The 17079-nt window shown below is 59.3% G+C and carries 17 protein-coding genes and 1 riboswitch; of the genes, 3 read left to right on the top strand and 14 right to left on the bottom strand.

The genetic code is table 11. The features are described from left to right. Positions 1–74: 74 nt before the first annotated feature. The 8 genes from ACTQXI_RS02920 to ACTQXI_RS02955 all read right to left on the bottom strand — a co-directional run bounded on the left by ACTQXI_RS02920 (position 75) and on the right by ACTQXI_RS02955 (position 6251). Complete coding sequence (locus ACTQXI_RS02920; protein WP_154517313.1) at positions 75–497, bottom strand: XRE family transcriptional regulator; 423 nt, start codon at positions 495–497, stop codon at positions 75–77. 39 nt (positions 498–536) lie between these two features. Then, positions 537–1079 (bottom strand): DUF4352 domain-containing protein, encoded by a 543-nt coding sequence (locus ACTQXI_RS02925; RefSeq protein ID WP_154517316.1) that lies wholly within the window; start codon positions 1077–1079, stop codon positions 537–539. A gap of 419 nt (positions 1080–1498) precedes the next feature. Then, a complete protein-coding gene (locus tag ACTQXI_RS02930; RefSeq protein ID WP_441048600.1) occupies positions 1499–2602 on the bottom strand; it encodes an ADP-ribosylglycohydrolase family protein in 1104 nt (367 codons plus the stop codon). Positions 2603–2611: 9 nt separating this feature from the next. Further along, complete coding sequence (locus ACTQXI_RS02935; protein ID WP_427727850.1) at positions 2612–3535, bottom strand: GIY-YIG nuclease family protein; 924 nt, start codon at positions 3533–3535, stop codon at positions 2612–2614. Positions 3536–4015: 480 nt separating this feature from the next. Then, complete coding sequence (locus ACTQXI_RS02940) at positions 4016–4282, bottom strand: hypothetical protein (RefSeq protein WP_427727848.1); 267 nt, start codon at positions 4280–4282, stop codon at positions 4016–4018. Between the two features lie 86 nt (positions 4283–4368). Next, complete coding sequence (locus ACTQXI_RS02945; protein WP_427727846.1) at positions 4369–4710, bottom strand: HigA family addiction module antitoxin; 342 nt, start codon at positions 4708–4710, stop codon at positions 4369–4371. Further along, positions 4682–4963, bottom strand: a complete 282-nt coding sequence (locus ACTQXI_RS02950; RefSeq protein WP_441015768.1) for a type II toxin-antitoxin system RelE/ParE family toxin — start codon at positions 4961–4963, stop codon at positions 4682–4684. The genes ACTQXI_RS02945 and ACTQXI_RS02950 overlap by 29 nt, the downstream gene beginning before the upstream one ends. Positions 4964–5063: 100 nt before the next feature. Continuing rightward, positions 5064–6251: an N-acetyldiaminopimelate deacetylase gene (locus ACTQXI_RS02955; protein ID WP_441548290.1), complete on the bottom strand. Its 1188-nt coding sequence runs from the start codon at positions 6249–6251 to the stop codon at positions 5064–5066. A 144-nt stretch (positions 6252–6395) separates the two neighbouring features. Next, a riboswitch (Lysine riboswitch) is annotated at positions 6396–6564 on the top strand. 65 nt (positions 6565–6629) lie between these two features. Between ACTQXI_RS02955 and dapA the strand changes: the two genes are divergently transcribed. The 3 genes from dapA to dapD are packed head-to-tail and all read left to right on the top strand — an operon-like array spanning position 6630 to position 10431. Continuing rightward, complete coding sequence (gene dapA, locus ACTQXI_RS02960) at positions 6630–8939, top strand: 4-hydroxy-tetrahydrodipicolinate synthase (protein ID WP_441063779.1); 2310 nt, start codon at positions 6630–6632, stop codon at positions 8937–8939. Continuing rightward, positions 8932–9672: a 4-hydroxy-tetrahydrodipicolinate reductase gene (gene dapB / locus ACTQXI_RS02965; protein ID WP_441548291.1), complete on the top strand. Its 741-nt coding sequence runs from the start codon at positions 8932–8934 to the stop codon at positions 9670–9672. The genes dapA and dapB overlap by 8 nt, the downstream gene beginning before the upstream one ends. Before the next feature lie 39 nt (positions 9673–9711). After that, positions 9712–10431 (top strand): 2,3,4,5-tetrahydropyridine-2,6-dicarboxylate N-acetyltransferase, encoded by a 720-nt coding sequence (dapD, locus tag ACTQXI_RS02970; RefSeq protein ID WP_441040967.1) that lies wholly within the window; start codon positions 9712–9714, stop codon positions 10429–10431. Between the two features lie 278 nt (positions 10432–10709). On the opposite strand, the gene ACTQXI_RS02975 is transcribed toward dapD, so the two are convergent. From ACTQXI_RS02975 to ACTQXI_RS03000, 6 genes are all read right to left on the bottom strand, one after another. Then, a complete protein-coding gene (locus tag ACTQXI_RS02975) occupies positions 10710–11054 on the bottom strand; it encodes a type II toxin-antitoxin system RelE family toxin (protein WP_441548292.1) in 345 nt (114 codons plus the stop codon). Beyond that, entirely contained in the window at positions 11051–11473 is a 423-nt protein-coding gene (locus ACTQXI_RS02980; RefSeq protein ID WP_441548293.1) for a hypothetical protein, read from the bottom strand. Before ACTQXI_RS02980 ends, ACTQXI_RS02975 begins: the two co-directional genes overlap by 4 nt. 12 nt (positions 11474–11485) lie before the next feature. Further along, positions 11486–12490, bottom strand: coding sequence for a nucleoid-associated protein (locus tag ACTQXI_RS02985; protein WP_118377194.1), 1005 nt, complete (start codon positions 12488–12490; stop codon positions 11486–11488). 172 nt (positions 12491–12662) lie between these two features. Next, positions 12663–13613 (bottom strand): L-lactate dehydrogenase, encoded by a 951-nt coding sequence (locus ACTQXI_RS02990; RefSeq protein WP_117564413.1) that lies wholly within the window; start codon positions 13611–13613, stop codon positions 12663–12665. A gap of 201 nt (positions 13614–13814) precedes the next feature. Next, positions 13815–14978 carry a pyridoxal phosphate-dependent aminotransferase gene (locus tag ACTQXI_RS02995; protein ID WP_154517336.1) on the bottom strand — a complete coding sequence of 388 codons (1164 nt, stop codon included), beginning with the start codon at positions 14976–14978 and terminating at the stop codon, positions 13815–13817. 118 nt (positions 14979–15096) lie between these two features. After that, positions 15097–17076 (bottom strand): NAD(+) synthase, encoded by a 1980-nt coding sequence (locus ACTQXI_RS03000; protein WP_441548294.1) that lies wholly within the window; start codon positions 17074–17076, stop codon positions 15097–15099. Positions 17077–17079: the final 3 nt, after the last annotated feature.

Below are 17079 nucleotides of genomic sequence, written 5' to 3' on the forward strand. Positions count from 1 at the left end.
AGACACCCCATCGCATCCGCGCCCCGTTCGTTTGCATCGTTGTTCGACAGCTCCGCCGGCTCAGATATCAGCGGCTAATTCACCGTCTCCTCGCCAAAGCGATACAGCTCCTCGTTGACCTTTTGGAGGCTGCACCCGCGATCGATGCAAAAGATGATAATCGCATCGCGGCGGTCCTTGCAGTTAAGGACGCTTACCCCGGCAGCCGTCAGCGCACGGTTGGTCTCTTTGAGCGTCAGCGCCATCGCAAAGGCAATCTGCAGTACCTTATTGCGACTCGGATGACGCGCACCGGTAAAGATCTGATAGCCAAAGGTCTCATTGAGATCGGCCATACGAACCACGCGCGAGCGCTCCAAACCCTTTTCCTGCAGTAGCTGCTTCAGGTAATCCGAAAGCGACGGGGCGGCAAAGTCGTGCTCCCTGATATAGCCATCGATGTTCGGCGCATCGAGAAGCTCATTGAGCAACTCCTCGGTCAGCTTTTTATCGGGCATACGACTTCACCTCCCATCCGGCGCAACGGTAGCGACATGCTAGGCCAGCACCCAGCTTGCAGTGGCAGACTTATCAAACATGTTGGCAAAATACAGTGCCTTCTTGATATCGCCATCAAAGTAGATATTGCCCGCCACGGAGCCACCGGCGGAAAGGGTACCAGACTGCAGCTCATCGGAGCCCTCGCTGTAGTAACCCTGATTCTGTTGGGCGCCGTTGGCGTCCTCGCCCTTCCAGTCGTAGATATTGTAATCTGCGCCCTCATCGCCATTGTTGACGTACGTGACGTGAATGCCCGTCATGGTCGAACCGTCATAATTTGTAAGGCCGGGCTGGACGGAATCGACAACGACGGAAAGACCGGCAGCTGTGGTCACCGTCGTGCCAACCGCCAGGTCAGTCGTAGGCTGCTCTTCCTTCTTCGCCTCTTCCTTCTTGTCGCCATCGCCAGCGTCCTCGGTGACGGTCGCCTTATCGCTACCACAACCGGCAAGAAGACCGGCAGTCCCCAAGGCGACGGTGGCGAATGCGCCAAGTGCAGCGCGACGGCTCAGCAGCACTTCGTTTTCGAGCTTTTTCATTATGCATCCTTCCTACGATCCGGCTACCGCGCCGGTACACAGCACATCGTAGAAGGCAGCGAGCTCAAATTCATTAGCTGGGAGCTAATGGGGGGGGTTGTAAGCCAGATTGGTACTGGATTGAGAAGATGCCTGTTCAGATGGAGCGGTGATTGAGGCTGCAGCTTGATACCAAAGCGCCCTTGCCGCGCCTCTGGCCGACGTTAGCCGCACCCCTCTCGCCTGCAAGATGCCCATGAGGGGGCTGCCCGTCGAAGATAGCGCGCGCATGGTGATCGACGATTCCGTCGCCCCGCTATCGAATAAAAGGTATGGTCCTAAGATCACTCAGGCAATAAAGCAATAGCGCTGCGGTATATCTCCCCGTGCTTTAAGTCGGCATCAGCCACCTCAGGCAAGCGATTCAAATCACGGCACCCCTATGCCAGCTCGCGAAGCCTCCCGAGCGCCAGCCTGAACCACTCCAGATCGTCCTCATCAGGCACGCTATCGTACTTCCAGTGCGTTATATAGCGCCACCGAGAGAAGACGCCGCTGCCCAGAAGCCCAACGTCGTCTATGGTGTCTATGTCCTCTCGCAGTCCTTCGGCCGTACCGGAGCGCGGATATGCCCCGGCAAAGGCCTCGCCAAAGTCCATGTGCCAACCCAGGCCGAACATGTCATGGGCCAACGCGTGGAAGTCGCGGGTGGGACCGTCCAGCGAATCCTCGAAGCGCTTAACGAACCTGCACAGGTCATCACCGTAAGCCCCGCCGAACAAATAAGGCTCAATCACGTCCTTGCCGCGCAAGGCCTCTAACCACTCGGTCGGAATGCCCTCGTATCCGTACAGGATGCCGGCCAATCCACCGGCCACGCAAGCCGTGGTGTCGGTATCGTCGCCCAGGTTCACGGCGGTCAGTACGCAGTCGCGGTAGTTGTCGGTATGTTCTAGGCACCAGATGGCGGCGTGGTAAGTATCCCACACGTAGCCGCCGCTGGCACCAGCTCTGTCCTCACTCTCGCAGCCGGCGTGCCCGCTGTAAAGCACCTCGCGGGCATAGGCGATCATGTCCACGCAGGCCTGGCAGCAGTCGTCGGTAGCGTGGGTGATCGCGCTGACCTCCCTTATGTCGCAGTCGGAGCATTCCATAAACACCATAGGCAGGCAACGCATGAGCGAGCCGTTGCCCTTGCTGTATTCGCTTGTGAGCCCGCAACCCGTATCGAGCGCCTGCCTGGTGGCGTTGCCGTAGTCGAAGACGTTCCCGTCGGCGGTGTATGCGCCTTCGTTTATCCAATTGCGGAACTTGACGAGGATATCGTCGCAATTGATATCGCCGAGCTCGCGGTAGCTGTCGCACAGCGCGAGCGCCATGGACGTGTCGTCGCTCCATGTGCCCGCAGGCTGGTTGTGCGTGCCGAGGCCCACCATGTCCGTGCAGGTAAAGCTGCCGCGCGGCCTGAACTCGTAGGGCACGCCGAGCGCATCGCCCACGGCCATGCCGTACACGCAGTCCCTCACCGTCCGTAACAAGCCCATGGCGCGCACCTAGTTCCAGTTCATGCCGAACTTGCGCGAGCAAAGCACGTCTTTCCAGTGGCTCTCGCGCTCGCACACCTCGGCGGTGGTCATCTTGGTGTCGCACACCTCTAGAATGGAGTAGGTGAAGTTTTCCACGATGTACCCAGTTCCGTGCTCGGCCACGATGGCCTTGAACTCCTTGTTGCCGCCAGTCGGGTCCATGGGGTTGGCATAGGCGCTCCAGCGCTGCCAGATACCCAAGTCCGCGCCCGCGTCCTTCTTGCTGTCGCCCGAGGCCGAACCCACGTAGAGTTTCCCCGTCGCGGTGTCGGTGATGCAGTAGACGCCCTTCACGTTGTCCAGCGCCCAGTACCAGTCGGAGCCCACGCTGGCGATAACGGCCTGCAAGGTCTTGTGGTCGATACACACGTACTTGTAGCCAGGAAAAGGGGCAACGTTGCCCAGGCTCATCGAGTACTCGTACACTACGGGCTCGAAGTCGTGCATCGTGTTCTCGTAGAACTTGTTGTAGATGTCGCGCCCGATAGGCTTCTTCAACTTGATGATGAGGCGCTTGATGTAGGCCTCGTAGTCGGGAAGAAGCGTCAACTTGTAGCCCACGCCGCCCAGCACCTCGGGTACTGCCTTCTCCACTTTGTGCATGCCGCCGAAGATGAAGTACTCGGGCCCGTAGGTGTAGTACTGTGCGAATGAGAGCAGGTAATCTGCATGGTTGAGGTTGTTATTCGCTTGTCCCGTCGCGCTCCTCCACGCGTTCATCTCGTACCACCGCGAGCCGCTATCGGTCTTCTCGGGGGTCGAGGTGTCCTTCAACAGCATGTCGTACGCGCGCACGTTCACGTCGCCAGCATTCATGTTGAATTTGATCTTTGTCTTCTCTGGGTGCGCCACCGGCATCAAATCCCTGAGCGTTATAACAGCATTTCCCATGTTAATTCCGCCGTTTCAGTTTGAAAGGCCTGTAGGTCGAATCATACCACTCGCTTTCCAGACGAAAATTAGCGCTCGGCTAACCGCTCTGCTGTTGTCGTTTCTTATGGCGAAGAAGAGCACGAAGCCGATAAGCCCCGCGCCCGTGTTTATGCCTTGTTTGGCGATTGTTCGTGATGTGCCCGCACAGCTATTTTTGGTGAATAATCCGAAAGTAAGGAAGATAAGCGCGAATCATCCACGCCACCATCCGTCTCGCCCGCACTCGGGCAATACGCAGTGCCCGCTCCTGATCGGCCGTCCCTAGCGCCGGCGCGAACTCTTAGATGGCGTCTTTTGCGCTCATCACCTTGCGGAAGACGGTCGCGTCCTGCTTGCCGATGGGAATCGCGATCTTCTTGCCGCCCGCGCGTCGCACTCCGTCTTGAACAACATGTCCCATCCGCCCCCTCGCCTCATCCTCAAAAGGCTCGTCGAAGCCTAGCCCACCGTGACGGATTCCCCGGTAAAGGTGCTAACGAGCAGCAAAACAAAGAACACAAGGTAGCCGATGCTCAACAGGTAGGCGGTAACCAAAAAGACAATCCATCCCACATCGGTCTTGCCGTCGGCATGGCGTTGCTCGCGATTGCGGCAGAGCCAAATCGTCACGCCAATGGCCACGATCAGCAACACGAGTGCCGCTGCCGCCAACCCGGCAAGCGCAAACATAACGCCAATGCTCACAGCAATAACCGGAAGCAACAACAAGCCGCATCCACACCCACCGGGACTATAAACGGCAGACTGTCGGCGTCGCCCCATCGTCACTCCAACCTCAACATCTTTGAACACTACAATGCGATAGCCTGCTGAACAGGAACGATCTTATCCAGTTCCGGCTCGATGCGCCTCTTTTCCGCCTCGAGGTCAAACGCTATCTGGGCGCGCAGCCAATAACCATCCGTTAGGCCAAAGTAGCGGCAAAGGCGAAGATCGGTGTCAGCCGTAACACGACGCCTCCCCAAAATAATCTGCCCAATACGCTGTGCCGGAATCCCGGTCTCCTTAGCAAGACGATATTGAGAAATGCCCATAGGAACAAGAAATTCCTCTTTGAGAAGTTCACCAGGAGTCACCGGTGACAGCAAATCGGGCGCGGTCTCATCACTTGTGATAATCGACGATTTCGACATTCCAAGCCATCCCCTTTCTCCACTCAAAGCAGACCCGATAGCGCTCATTAACACGGATACTATATTGGCCGGCGCGATCGCCCTTCAACGCTTCAAGACGATTGCCCGGAGGAACGCGAAGGTCATCAAGTGAAGCACAAACCTGCAGTTGACGAATCTTCCTCAATGCGACCCGCTCAAAGGGCACGAACCTCCTGACCCGCACACCCATTGCAAAACGTTCGGTATCCTCATCTTTGTACGATGCAATCATAGTATCGCCTTACGTTAATAACGTCAAACGTTTCTACAGACATACATCTCTATTATACCGTACATTTGTTCGTATTTTCTAGAACATGCGCCCGCGCCGATTAACCAAGCAAAAGCAATCGTTTGTAGACATCGAGGCCCTTGAGCAGAATTTCCTCGTCAAAGAGCATGGTATCAGTGTGAAGGGCGCTCATCGCATAAGCTGGGCAGCCGTCTGCGTCGATCGGGTTTTCTTGACCCTCCGGCACGCCCGTGCCCAGCAAGAAGAACACGCCCGGCAGATGGCGCTGATAGAAAGCAAAGTCCTCGGCAATTAACAGCGGCTCCTCCACAAGCTGCAGGCCGGGCAAGGCAGGCGCGACGCTGGCAAACAACTCGGGGTCGTTGTCGACCGGCGGATAGCCCTCGGCAAAGTCGAGATCGTACGTGCAGCCCGTTGCGGCACAGGCATCGTCCAGCACGCGGCGCACGCCTTCGCGCGCCCGGTCGAACATGTCGTCCGTAAACACACGCAGGCTTCCGGCCACATGGGCCTCCCCCGCCACCGCGTTGCAAACCGTACCGGCCTGCAGCAGACCAAACTTGCCGATGCAGGGCTCGTCGCCGCCCAGCTCGTCCATCAGCTCGCGCTCGGCAACCAAAAACTTCGCTGCCGCCAACGCGGCATCGTGCGACTCCTCGACCGGCACGCCATAGGTCTTAGCAATATGGATGCTCGTACCGTGAATATAGATATGCGTCTCGCTCGAACGCGCCAACAGCGGACCGGAACAGCTCGCCAACGTGCCGGCAGGCAGATCGGGCCACACATGGAAGCCAAAAATGCGGTCGACCCCATAGCGCTCGAACACGCCGCTCTCGCATACCGTCTTGGCACCACCGGTCGTTTCCTCGGCCGGCTGGAACACAAAGAGCACGTTGCGCCTCATGGCGCCCGGCTGCTCGCGAATCGTACGGTCGACATGCGTCGCGGCGGCAAGTGCCATGGCCATGTGACCGTCATGTCCGCAAGCGTGCATCTTGCCGGGATGGGTCGAGGCAAAGGCCGCCCCTGTCGCCTCCTCAATGGGCAGCGCATCCATATCGGCGCGAATCGCCGTGGCATGCGCGGCATCAACGCCGGCGTCGAAGAAAGCGCAGACGCAGCTGGGGCACGGATGGGTCACTTCGCAGGTGAGCGGTGCCAGCACGCCCTCGATATAGGCAATGGTTTGCGGAAGATCGAAATCGAGCTCCGGAATGCGATGGAGATCGCGGCGATAGCGACGGAGTTCTTGGAGCTCGGTCATAGAGGATCCCTTCGTGAGGCACATTTGTTGCAACTTATTGTGATACAGGATTGTGGCGCACATGTTTCCAGCATATCCCTGCATTTTTTAAACGTTATATACGAATACTCTTGTTTGGTAAAGTGCAACGTGATAGGGTCTTTACCACTTGATAGAGGCGCGGGCACGAAGAGCCGCGGGCGAGTCGGCAGGCTTTGACCCCGCGGGGAGGCGAAACCCGCCGAACTGGGTTTTTCGGGCACGAACAACCTGGTGGGCCTGTGGGAAACACCCACAGGACTGTCTGCAGCAATGCGGGAGCGCTATCCGGACATTGGGTCCACGCTATGCGGATTCGATGCGCAGATGGCGCCGTCTGGATAGCGAGGTTTACGGGACATGGCATTGACCCCCAACGAGGCATATGCGGCCAAGCAGCCGTTTGTGGACAAGGAGACGCTCGAGCATATCGTCGAGCAGTTCCCCACGCCGTTTCATCTATACGACGAGGCGGGCATCCGCCGCAACATGCAAGAGGTGCGCGACGCCTTTGCGTGGAACCCGGGCTTTAAGGAATACTTTGCCGTCAAGGCCAACCCCAACCCGGCACTCATCTCCATTCTCAACGAATACGGCTGCGGCTGCGATTGCTCGAGCTATACCGAGCTCATGATCGCCCGCTCGCTGGGTATCACGGGACACGACATCATGTTCTCGTCCAACGACACGCCGGCTGCGGACTTTGAGCTCGCCGACAAGCTGGGTGCCATCGTCAACTTTGACGACATCAGCCACATCGAGTTCTTTGAGCGCGTTGCGGGACCCATCCCCAAGACGGTCAGCTGCCGCTTTAATCCGGGCGGCCTGTTCCAGCTCTCCAACGGCATCATGGACAACCCCGGCGACTCCAAATACGGCATGACCACCGAGCAACTCTTCGAGGCCTTCCGTATGCTCAAGACCAAGGGTGCCGAGGACTTTGGCATCCACGCCTTCCTTGCCAGCAACACCGTCACCAACGACTACTACCCCAAGCTCGCGCGCATCCTCTTTGAGCTTGCCGTGCGCCTGGAGCGCGAGACCGGCGCACACGTCGCCTTCATCAATCTATCCGGCGGCGTCGGCATCCCCTACCTACCCGAGCAGCAGGCCAACGACATTCACGCCATCGGCGAGGGAGTGCACGCGGCATACGACGAGATCCTGGTCCCCGCAGGCATGGGCGATGTGGCAATCTACACCGAGATGGGCCGCTTTATGATGGGCCCCTACGGCTGCCTGGTCACCAAGGCCATCCACGAGAAGCAGATCTACAAGGACTATATCGGTGTCGATGCAAGCGCCGTCGATTTGATCCGCCCCGCCATGTATGGTGCCTACCACCACATTACGGTGATGGGTCAGCCGGGCGGCGCCGACAAGGGCACAGCGCCCGTCACGAACACCTATGACATCACGGGCAATCTGTGCGAGAACAACGATAAGTTCGCCATCGATCGCGAGCTACCGCATATCGACATGGGCGACCTGCTTGTAATCCACGATACCGGTGCGCATGGCTACTCCATGGGCTACAACTACAACGGACGGCTGCGCTCCGCCGAGGTCCTGCTGCGCCCCGATGGCGCGGCCGACCTCATCCGCCGCGCCGAGCGCCCGGGCGATTACTTTGCCACGCTCGACGTGCTGCCGTGCGGCCGAGAACTGTTGGCCAAGTCGCGCGCCGAAAGTGCCCGCCGCCGCGCCCAAGACGAGCGCCTGGCAGTCGCCGCCCAATGGAACAAGCGCATCCAGATCGCCGAAGCGAAGGAGAAGAACATGGACATCCGCAATCTCGAGGGCTCAATCGTCGCCCTGGTTACGCCGTTTAAAAAGGACGGCAGTGTCGACTTTGATGCGCTCGAGCGCCTTATCGATTTCCACCTGCAAAATGGCACCGACGCCATCCTCGCCCTGGGCACCACCGGCGAGAGCGCCACGATGACCGACGACGAGGACAACTCCGTTGTCGCCGCGGTGGTCAAGCAAGTTGCAGGACGCGTCCCCGTCATCGCCGGCTCGGGCTCCAACTCCACGCAGACCATGCTCACCAAGTCGCTCACTTACCAGGGCTTGGGAGCCGACGGTCTACTGCTCATTACCCCCTACTACAACAAATCCAACGAAGAGGGTATCTACCAGCACTTTAAGACCGTCGCCGATGCCGTAGACATCCCCTGCATCCTGTACAACATCCCCGGCCGCTGTGGCTGCGGCATCAGCGAGCGCAACGTGGAGCGCTTGGCCGCGCACCCCAACATCATGGGTATTAAGGAAGCCTCGGGCAACGTCGCCTACGCTGCCAAGATCGCCCACCTGCTGTCCGACAACTTCCGCATGTACTCGGGCGAGGACGCGCTCACCGTGCCGCTCATGAGTCTGGGTGCTTCGGGCACCATCAGCGTGTGGGCCGACGTGCAGCCGCAGCTCGTACATGACATGTGCCGCGCCTATCTGGACGGTGACGTGGCACGTGCCCGCGATATCCAGATTGCCGGCCAGCCGCTCATCAATGCCCTCTTTAGCGAGGTCAACCCCATCCCCGTCAAGGAAGCGCTCGCCCAGATGGGTATGATCGAGGCAAACTACCGCATGCCGCTGTGCCCCATGGCAGACGACACGCGCTCCGCACTTACCGATGCTCTGAAGGGAGCTGGTCTGCTTGATTAAGACCGTCATTATGGGAACGGGCCGCATGGGCTCGCTCATCCGCACTACCGCCGAGGGTATTGTCGACGCTGCCGGAGAGCCCGTTTTTGACATCGTCGCCCAGATCGGCTTCGACTTGTCCGAGCTCGAGAACGCTCCGGCAGCCGACGTCATCATCGACTTCTCGAACGTTGCGACCTTCGACGCCGTCGTCGCCTATGTCGAGCGCACGGGCACGGCGTTGGTCTCGGGCACCACAGGCTATACGCCCGAGCAGATGGATCGCCTGCGCGAGCTGGGTCAGAGCACCCGCGTCATGCACTCCGGCAATTACTCCATCGGTATCGCAGCCCTGCGTCATCTGGTGGCACAGGCCACGCGAGAGCTGCCCGGCTTTGACTGCGAAATCGTCGAGACGCACCACAACCAAAAGGTCGACGCCCCCAGCGGCACTGCCAAGTTGTTGCTCGACGCCGTCGTCGAAGCCGAGCCCGAGGCAGGCTACCACCCCGTCTATGGCCGCGAGGGCATGTGCGGAGCGCGCGACCCCAAGGAGATCGGCATGCACTCGCTGCGCGGTGGCACTGTCGCCGGCGTGCACGAAGTGAGTTTCTTTGGCCAGGACGAGGAGGTCACGCTCGCGCATCGCGCCACGAGTCGTCAGATCTTTGTCAACGGCGCCTTGGCAGCCGCGCAGAAGCTCGTCACCCGCGAACCCGGCTTCTATACGTTCGACCAGGTCATGTTTGCCTAACCAGGTATCAACCGGATCCGCCCAAAGGAGAGACCGCAAATGAGCAACGCAGCCGAAATGGATGCACAGGAGATTATCAACTATATCGCCACCGCGCCCAAGAAGACGCCCGTCAAGCTGTACGTGCGCGAAAAGCCGGGCATGAAGGTCCAGTGGGGCAGTGCGCATGTCTATGGCGGCCGCCGTGGCAAGACTGTATTTGGCGACTGGGATGAGCTCAAGGCAATCCTCGACGCCAACGTCGATTCCATCGACTACTACGATGTGGAGAACGACTGCCGCAACTCCGCCGTGCCCATGCTCGACCTCAAGGGCATCAACGCCCGCATCGAGCCGGGTGCGATCATCCGCGACCGCGTCGAGATCGGCGACCGTGCCGTCATCATGATGGGCGCCATCATCAACATCGGCGCCGTCATTGGCGAAGGCTCCATGATCGATATGGGCGCCGTGCTGGGCGGTCGCGCCACCGTGGGCAAGAACTGCCACATCGGCGCCGGCACCGTGCTGGCAGGCGTCGTGGAGCCCGCCAGCGCCACCCCCGTGATCATCGAGGACGACGTTATGATCGGCGCCAATGCTGTGGTCCTGGAAGGCGTGCGCGTGGGCAAGGGTGCTGTCGTTGCCGCCGGCGCCGTGTGCGTCGAGGACGTCCCCGCCGGCGCCGTGGTCGCCGGTGTCCCCGCCCGCGTTATCAAGATGCGCGACGAGAAGACCGATAGCAAGACCGGTCTCGAGGAAGGCCTGCGCCAGCTGTAGGGTTACGCGGTTTTACCAAACCGCGTAACGGCTCGACGCTGCACCTTTGGTTCCGTCGTTCTAACGAACGACGGACCGGTCGACGCTGCAAACGCCCCTAAGCGGCAATCTGACGTTCAATCGTCGGTCGCGTACAAAAGTACGCTTCCCTCCTCTTTCACGTCACCTTGCTCGCTTAGGGGCGTTTTCGCTGACGTGTGCTCAACCTGCGGGGTAATGTCAGCAACCAAGCCGAAAACAACAAAGGCCGAAGCCCTCGTCCGAGGCTTCGGCCCTCCCTATCTCAGGGTTCCGTTGTATTCAACCATGGCGGGTTGCTTTGACAGGCGCCCTACGGCCGTCTTATAGACCTCGAAACGATCGCGCCGTGCTACTGCCACAATCTCGGCAATCTCAACCATTCCGTCCTCTCGGATTCGGAAAACCATTTTGAGTCCCGCATTCCGCCATTTAATCTTTTTGCAGCCGGCGAGCTCGCCGTGAAGCGGCGTTCCGATTTCATCAGCGCGCGTCTTTAATTTTGCGACGGCAATACGGACGAGCCTGCGCTGGGATCCATCTAGTTTTTGATATTCCTTCTCGACGTCTCGATTCAAAAAGCCGACAACAAAATGCCCGCTCATTCGAAAAGGTCCTCGTCGAGAATCGCGTCCGGATCCATCGACTCAAGCTCCGCGAGGTCCTCGGCAGTTAAGGAGTCCTCAAACGGAACAAACTCATGCGGACCATGCTTGACTCGATCCGCAGCGATGCGGTTTATCTCAAGTTCACGCAGATACTGCAGCGCGCCGTACATTTCCTCATAGGCAGCATAGTCGATAATCACGGTATCGATATCATTATGATCAGCAATGAACTGAGGCGCGCGTTTTGCGCGTTTACGAATGGCGGATAAGGACTTGCTTGCTTCGGTAGCAGAAACAACCTGGTCTTTAGTAAACACCGGTTTTTCCAGAACAAGTGGGGACATTTTGACCTCCAAAAAATAATCTGGATTATATTTCAAAGTATACTTCAAAATATAATCCAGACTTTTATTCAAAAGTTAAAAGCCTTATCGATTCTCGATGCTACCGATGTTTTTGAGCTCGATGGAGATGAGGCCGTTGGGCTCGTTGACAAACTCGATGTACTCGGAGTTTGAACCCATCTCGGCCGGGAAGCTGATCTCGATGCCCGTGTCGGTACGAATCTTGTGATTGCGCACCGCCGCGCGCTCGACTTGCTTGCGCTCCACGGGCACGCGCTCGGGAACCTTCTCCTCGGTCAGCGCCGCACGTACGCTCTCCTTGATGACCGGCTCGTCCTCAAAGACCTCATCGACGATATCCCAAGGCGGCAGCTCCTCGTCGTCTTCAACCTTCTCGGCAACGGCGGCTTTAACCTTGGCGAGCGCTACGGCCGTGTTGGCGCCGTGCTCCTCGGCGACTTCCTCGACCACGCGCGTCACCGTGTCGATGACCTCCTTACCCGAAACCCCCGTGTCGCACTGCAGCAGGCCGTCGGGAATGAGCATGCGGTCCTCGCCGGCAATCTTGCGCTTCTTGTCCACGTAGCCGATCTCCATGGTGCTTGCACGCACGATGGCATAGCTCGGCACCTTTTGCGAGGGGTTTGGCAAAATGGCGTAGTGGCGCGCGATGTCGTTACGAACCTCGCCCTCTTCGCGACCCACCTCGTGCATGAATGCCTGCTTGGAGCCCAGCAGCATCACGGCAAACCAGCGGGCATCTTCATCATCGTCAAAGTCCGCCACAAGCACGTCAGTGGACTCGGCTTTCTCGGCCTTGGTGAGTTCGGAAGAGATGAACTCCGCAATCTGCTGAGACAAGTCCACGAACTCACGCTCACCAAAGAAATAGCCCTTGAGCTCGCCGCCAAACGCAGAGTTCTCCGCAAACGTGGCGCGCTTATTGTCGGCCGAGGTACGTGCACGGCGCAGATGCGTGGTCACAAAGCTGCGCACGGTACGGCTTTCGATATCCAGCTCGCGCTGGCTCATGACGTTGACGGCAGAGTCAAAGTCCAGGATATGCAGAATCGCGTGATTGATTTTCATATACGGCATTCCGTTCTAGATCGCTTTTGGCACGAACCAGTATAGCGGTCGAGTCCACCCCAGGCGCATCGAAGATTGGTGCAAACAAGCCTGTCCCCTTTGCATAAAAAAGCGCCCGGGTCACATGGGCCCGGACGCCTTCGTTGTAGCCTGTTGCTTAAACGAGCCGAATTTAGCAGGAAAAGTCGACGCTGTCGATGATGTCCTTGAGGGCCTTTGCGGAGGCGGTGAGCTCATGCTGCTCGTCATCGTCCAGCGGCACGGGGACTCGGCAGACGACACCGTCGCGACCAACGACCGTCGGCATGGAGATGGCCAGATCGGACAGGCCGTACTCGCCCACCATGAGCGAGGAGACGGGCAGAACGGTCTGCTCGTCACGCATGACGGCAGTGCAGATGCGCTTTACTGCCATAGCGACACCATAGTAGGTGGCGTGCTTCTTCTCGATGATGGTGTAGGCGGAGTTCTTGACGTCCTCGGCAATGCGCTTCTCGGCAGCCTCATGCTCCAGGTGGCCGTGAAGCTCGCAGAAGGTGTTCAGCGGCACGCCGGCAACCTGAGCGCTGGACCAGGCGACAAACTCGGAGTCACCATGCTCGCCCATGACGTAGGCCTGGACATCGCGCGGGTCAACCTCGACGTGAGCGCCGAGCATTTGCTGCAGACGGCCGGTGTCGAGCACGGTGCCGGAGCCGATGACATGGCCCTCGGGCAGACCGGACATCTTGATGGCGGCGTAGGTCAGAACGTCGACCGGGTTGGAGACGATGAGCAGAATGCCGTCGAAGCCAGACTTCTTAATCTCGGGAATAATGGACTTAAAGATGCTGACGTTCTTGTTGACCAGGTCCAGGCGGGTCTCACCGGGCTTCTGAGCAGCGCCAGCGGTGACGACGATCATGGCGGCGTCGGCGACATCAGAATAATCGCCGGCGTAGATCTTCATCGGCTCGGCAAACGTCATGCCGTGCGCAATATCCAGGGCCTCGCCCTCGGCGCGGTTCTTGTCCACGTCGATGAGAACCATCTCGGAGAACAGACCACTCTGCATCAGCGCGAACGCCGAAGACGAACCGACGAAACCGCAGCCGACAATAGCGACCTTCTTCTCGTTAACCATTAGAAACTCCCATCTCTCTCCACAAACAAGCCGCCCGGGAACGACCCGAACGGCTTGCCGTAATCCCAATACATCCAATCGGGACTTTGATTATGCTCCTATACGCAGCCAAAAATCGACCGTTTACCGAAATTGTTTGCAGGATTCGTAAAATAACTGCACGAAATCGGTTTCGAGCTATTGACGAGCCCGAATAGTCTTCTAATACAGGCCCGCCTCGCGAATGGCCTCGACAGCCAAAGCGATCTGATCGGGCGGCAGGACCAGCGCCATGCGCACGTGCCCCTCGCCCGAAGGGCCAAAGCTCGCGCCCGGCGTCACCACAACGCCGGCCTTCTCCATAAGCTCCTCGCAAAACGCCATGGAATCGGTGCGACCACCGGGAAGCTTGGCCCACACAAACATAGAGCCATGCGCGTTGGGACGCTCCCAGCCCAGGTCCTCAAGACCGTCGCACAGGGCATCGCGGCGCTCCTGGTACTTCAGACGTTGCGCCTCGACCTCATCGCGCGGACCATTGAGGCAGGCGATGGCGGCCTTCTGAATCGGGAAGAACATGCCGAAGTCGATCTGGCTGCGCAGCTTGGCAAAGGCAGAGACCACATCCTCGCGACCGACCAAAAAGCCGATGCGCGCACCGGTGACGTTAAACGACTTGGAAAGCGAGAAGAATTCCACGCCCACCTCGAGCGCACCGGGATACTGCAAGAAGCTGCCGCCGGGCTCGCCGTCAAACACGATGTCGGAGTACGCGTTGTCATGGACGATCAGCAGGTCGTGCTCGCGGGCGAAGGCGATGATCTCCTCGTAGACCTCGGGCGTGCCCACCGAGCCCACCGGGTTGGCGGGCAACGACACGATCATGTACTTGGCACGATCGGCCACCTCGGGATCGATGCCCGCCACATAGGGCAGGTAATTGTGCTCCGCCACCAGCGGATAGTACTCGAGCTTGGCATCGGCGATCTTGGCGCCCGCCTCAAAGACCGGATAGCACGGATCGGGAACCAGAATGGTGTCACCCGGATCGAGCAGGGCCAGGCCCAAATGACCCACGCCCTCCTGCGTGCCGTTGCACGACTGCACCATGGACGGCGTAATGCCCGAAACGCCAAAGCGACGCTCATAGTAATCGCACACGGCCTGCTTAAGCTCGGGCAGGTCGCGCAGGGAATACTTCCACATCTCGGGATTTTGGGCGGCCTGCGTGAGCGCCTCGACCACGTGGTCGTACGGCTTAAAGTCGGGCGTGCCCACGCTCATGTTGTAAATGGTCTTGCCCTGAGCCTTCAGCGCAAGAAGTTTGTTGTTGAGCGAGGCGAAGACCTCCGCGCCAAAGCGGTCGAGACGCTGCGATGCCTGCATGGTGCCACCTTTCGATATAAAAAATACGGCGCTCCGACAAGAGCGCCGCGCGATACGGGCCATCAGATTGCAAAAGTGTAACGCTTGCAACCCCCGTATTGGTTCAATTTAGCCAACCTTAGTCAATTGGATTGAGCGCGTCGATCCGCGCAAGCCACAGACGCGAGCTGGCGTCACTCGGCATACGCCAATCACCGCGCGGGCTGAGCGTCACCGAGCCCACCTTGGGACCATCGGGCAGACAGCTGCGCTTAAACTGCTGGGCAAAGAAGCGACGATAGAACGTACGCAACCACGTGTGGACGGTCTTGGCGTCATAGACACCCTCAAAGCTCTTGAGCGCCATACGGTAGATCTTGCCCGGCTCAAAGCCAAAACGCAGCAGGTAATAGAGGAAGTAATCGTGCAGCTCGTACGGGCCCACCAAATCCTCGGTCTTCTGAGCAATCTCACCGTCGCCCGTCGGCGGCAGAAGCTCGGGGGACACCGGCGTATCGAGGATATCGAGCAAGACCTCGGCAATACGCCCGCCAAAGACATCAGCGGCATAACGTACCAGATGGCGCACAAGCGTCTTGGGCACGCTCGCGTTGACGGCGTACATGCTCATGTGGTCGCCGTTATAGGTAGCCCAGCCAAGCGCCAGCTCCGACAGGTCGCCCGTGCCGATGACAAAACCGCCAGCCTGGTTAGCCAGATCCATCAGAATCTGCGTACGCTCGCGGGCCTGGCTGTTCTCGTAGGTCACGTCCTGAACGGCCGGGTCGTGCTCAATGTCCTTGAAGTGCTGCTCCACAGCCGTGTGGATCGAAACCTCGCGGAAGCTCACACCCAGGTCGCGAGCGAGCGACTCGGCATTCGACTTGGTGCGATGTGTCGTGCCAAAGCCGGGCATGGAAACCGCCGTGATACCCGTGCGCGGCAGCCCCAATGCATCGAAGGCACGCACGGTCACAAGCAGTGCCAGCGTGGAATCCAGGCCGCCCGAAAGACCGATGACTGCAGCCTTGGTACCCGTATGGGCAAGGCGAGTCTTGAGGCCGGCAGTCTGCAGATTGAGGATCGTCTCGCAGCGCCCGGCCAGGTCACCATGGTCGGCCGGCACAAAGGGCGCGCGGGGGAAAACACGGTCGATGTCGAGCGCATCGCGCAGGACAGGTTCTTCGGCCAGCACGCCCTCAAACGAAAACTCAACAATCGTGGCCTCCGGCGCATCGTCCGCGCGCGTCCACGTGGTCGAACGACGACGCTCGGCAACCAGACGGTCGAGGTCAACGTCGGCCACCGCCATATCGCAGGTGAGGAGCTTCGTGGCGGCGAGCTTCGAACCGTTTTCGTAGACGAGGTTCTCGCCTGCAAAGACCATGTCGGTCGTGGACTCGCCCTCGCTCGCGTCTGCGTAGGCATAGGCGCAGTACAGGCGCGCGCTTTGGTTAGAGATAAGGCTGCGGCGATAGTCTGCCTTACCGATAATCTCGTCCGAGGCCGACGGATTGAGGATCACCGTCGCACCGGCAAGCGCCATCTCGGTCGAAGGGGGCGCCGGCACCCACAGGTCCTCGCAGACCTCAATACCGAGTACCAAATCCTCGGCGCCCTCATCACAGCAGCGGTAGACAAGCCCCGAACCCAGCGGAACCGGACCCTGACCGGCAAACTCAACCCACACGGGATCGGCGGGCGCCGGAGCAAACCAACGGCGCTCATAGAACTCGCCATAGTTGGGCAGATACTTCTTGGCCGTGAGGCCCAAAAGCTCGCCCGCGCAGCACACGGCGGCACAGTTGTAGATATTCTCGGCCACCGCAACGGGAAGACCGATGGTAAAGACAATCGGCAGCTCACGAGTCTCATCGAGGATATGCACCAGAGCAGCCTCGCAGGCATGCAGCAGCGTGCGGTTATGGAACAGGTCAGCCGCGGTATAGCCAGTCAGATTAAGCTCGGGCAGCACCAGAGCACGGACACCGCGCTCGACCGCCTCGCGAACAGCCGCCAGCGCAACCTCGGCATTGCCCTCGACATCGGCCACGCGAATCCTCGGCGAGGCCGCCGCCACACGCAAAAAGCCATCAGACTGAGAAAGGTGAAGATTCATAAG

Source organism: Collinsella sp. LCP19S3_C9, assembly GCF_052121575.1.
Taxonomy (GTDB): domain Bacteria; phylum Actinomycetota; class Coriobacteriia; order Coriobacteriales; family Coriobacteriaceae; genus Collinsella.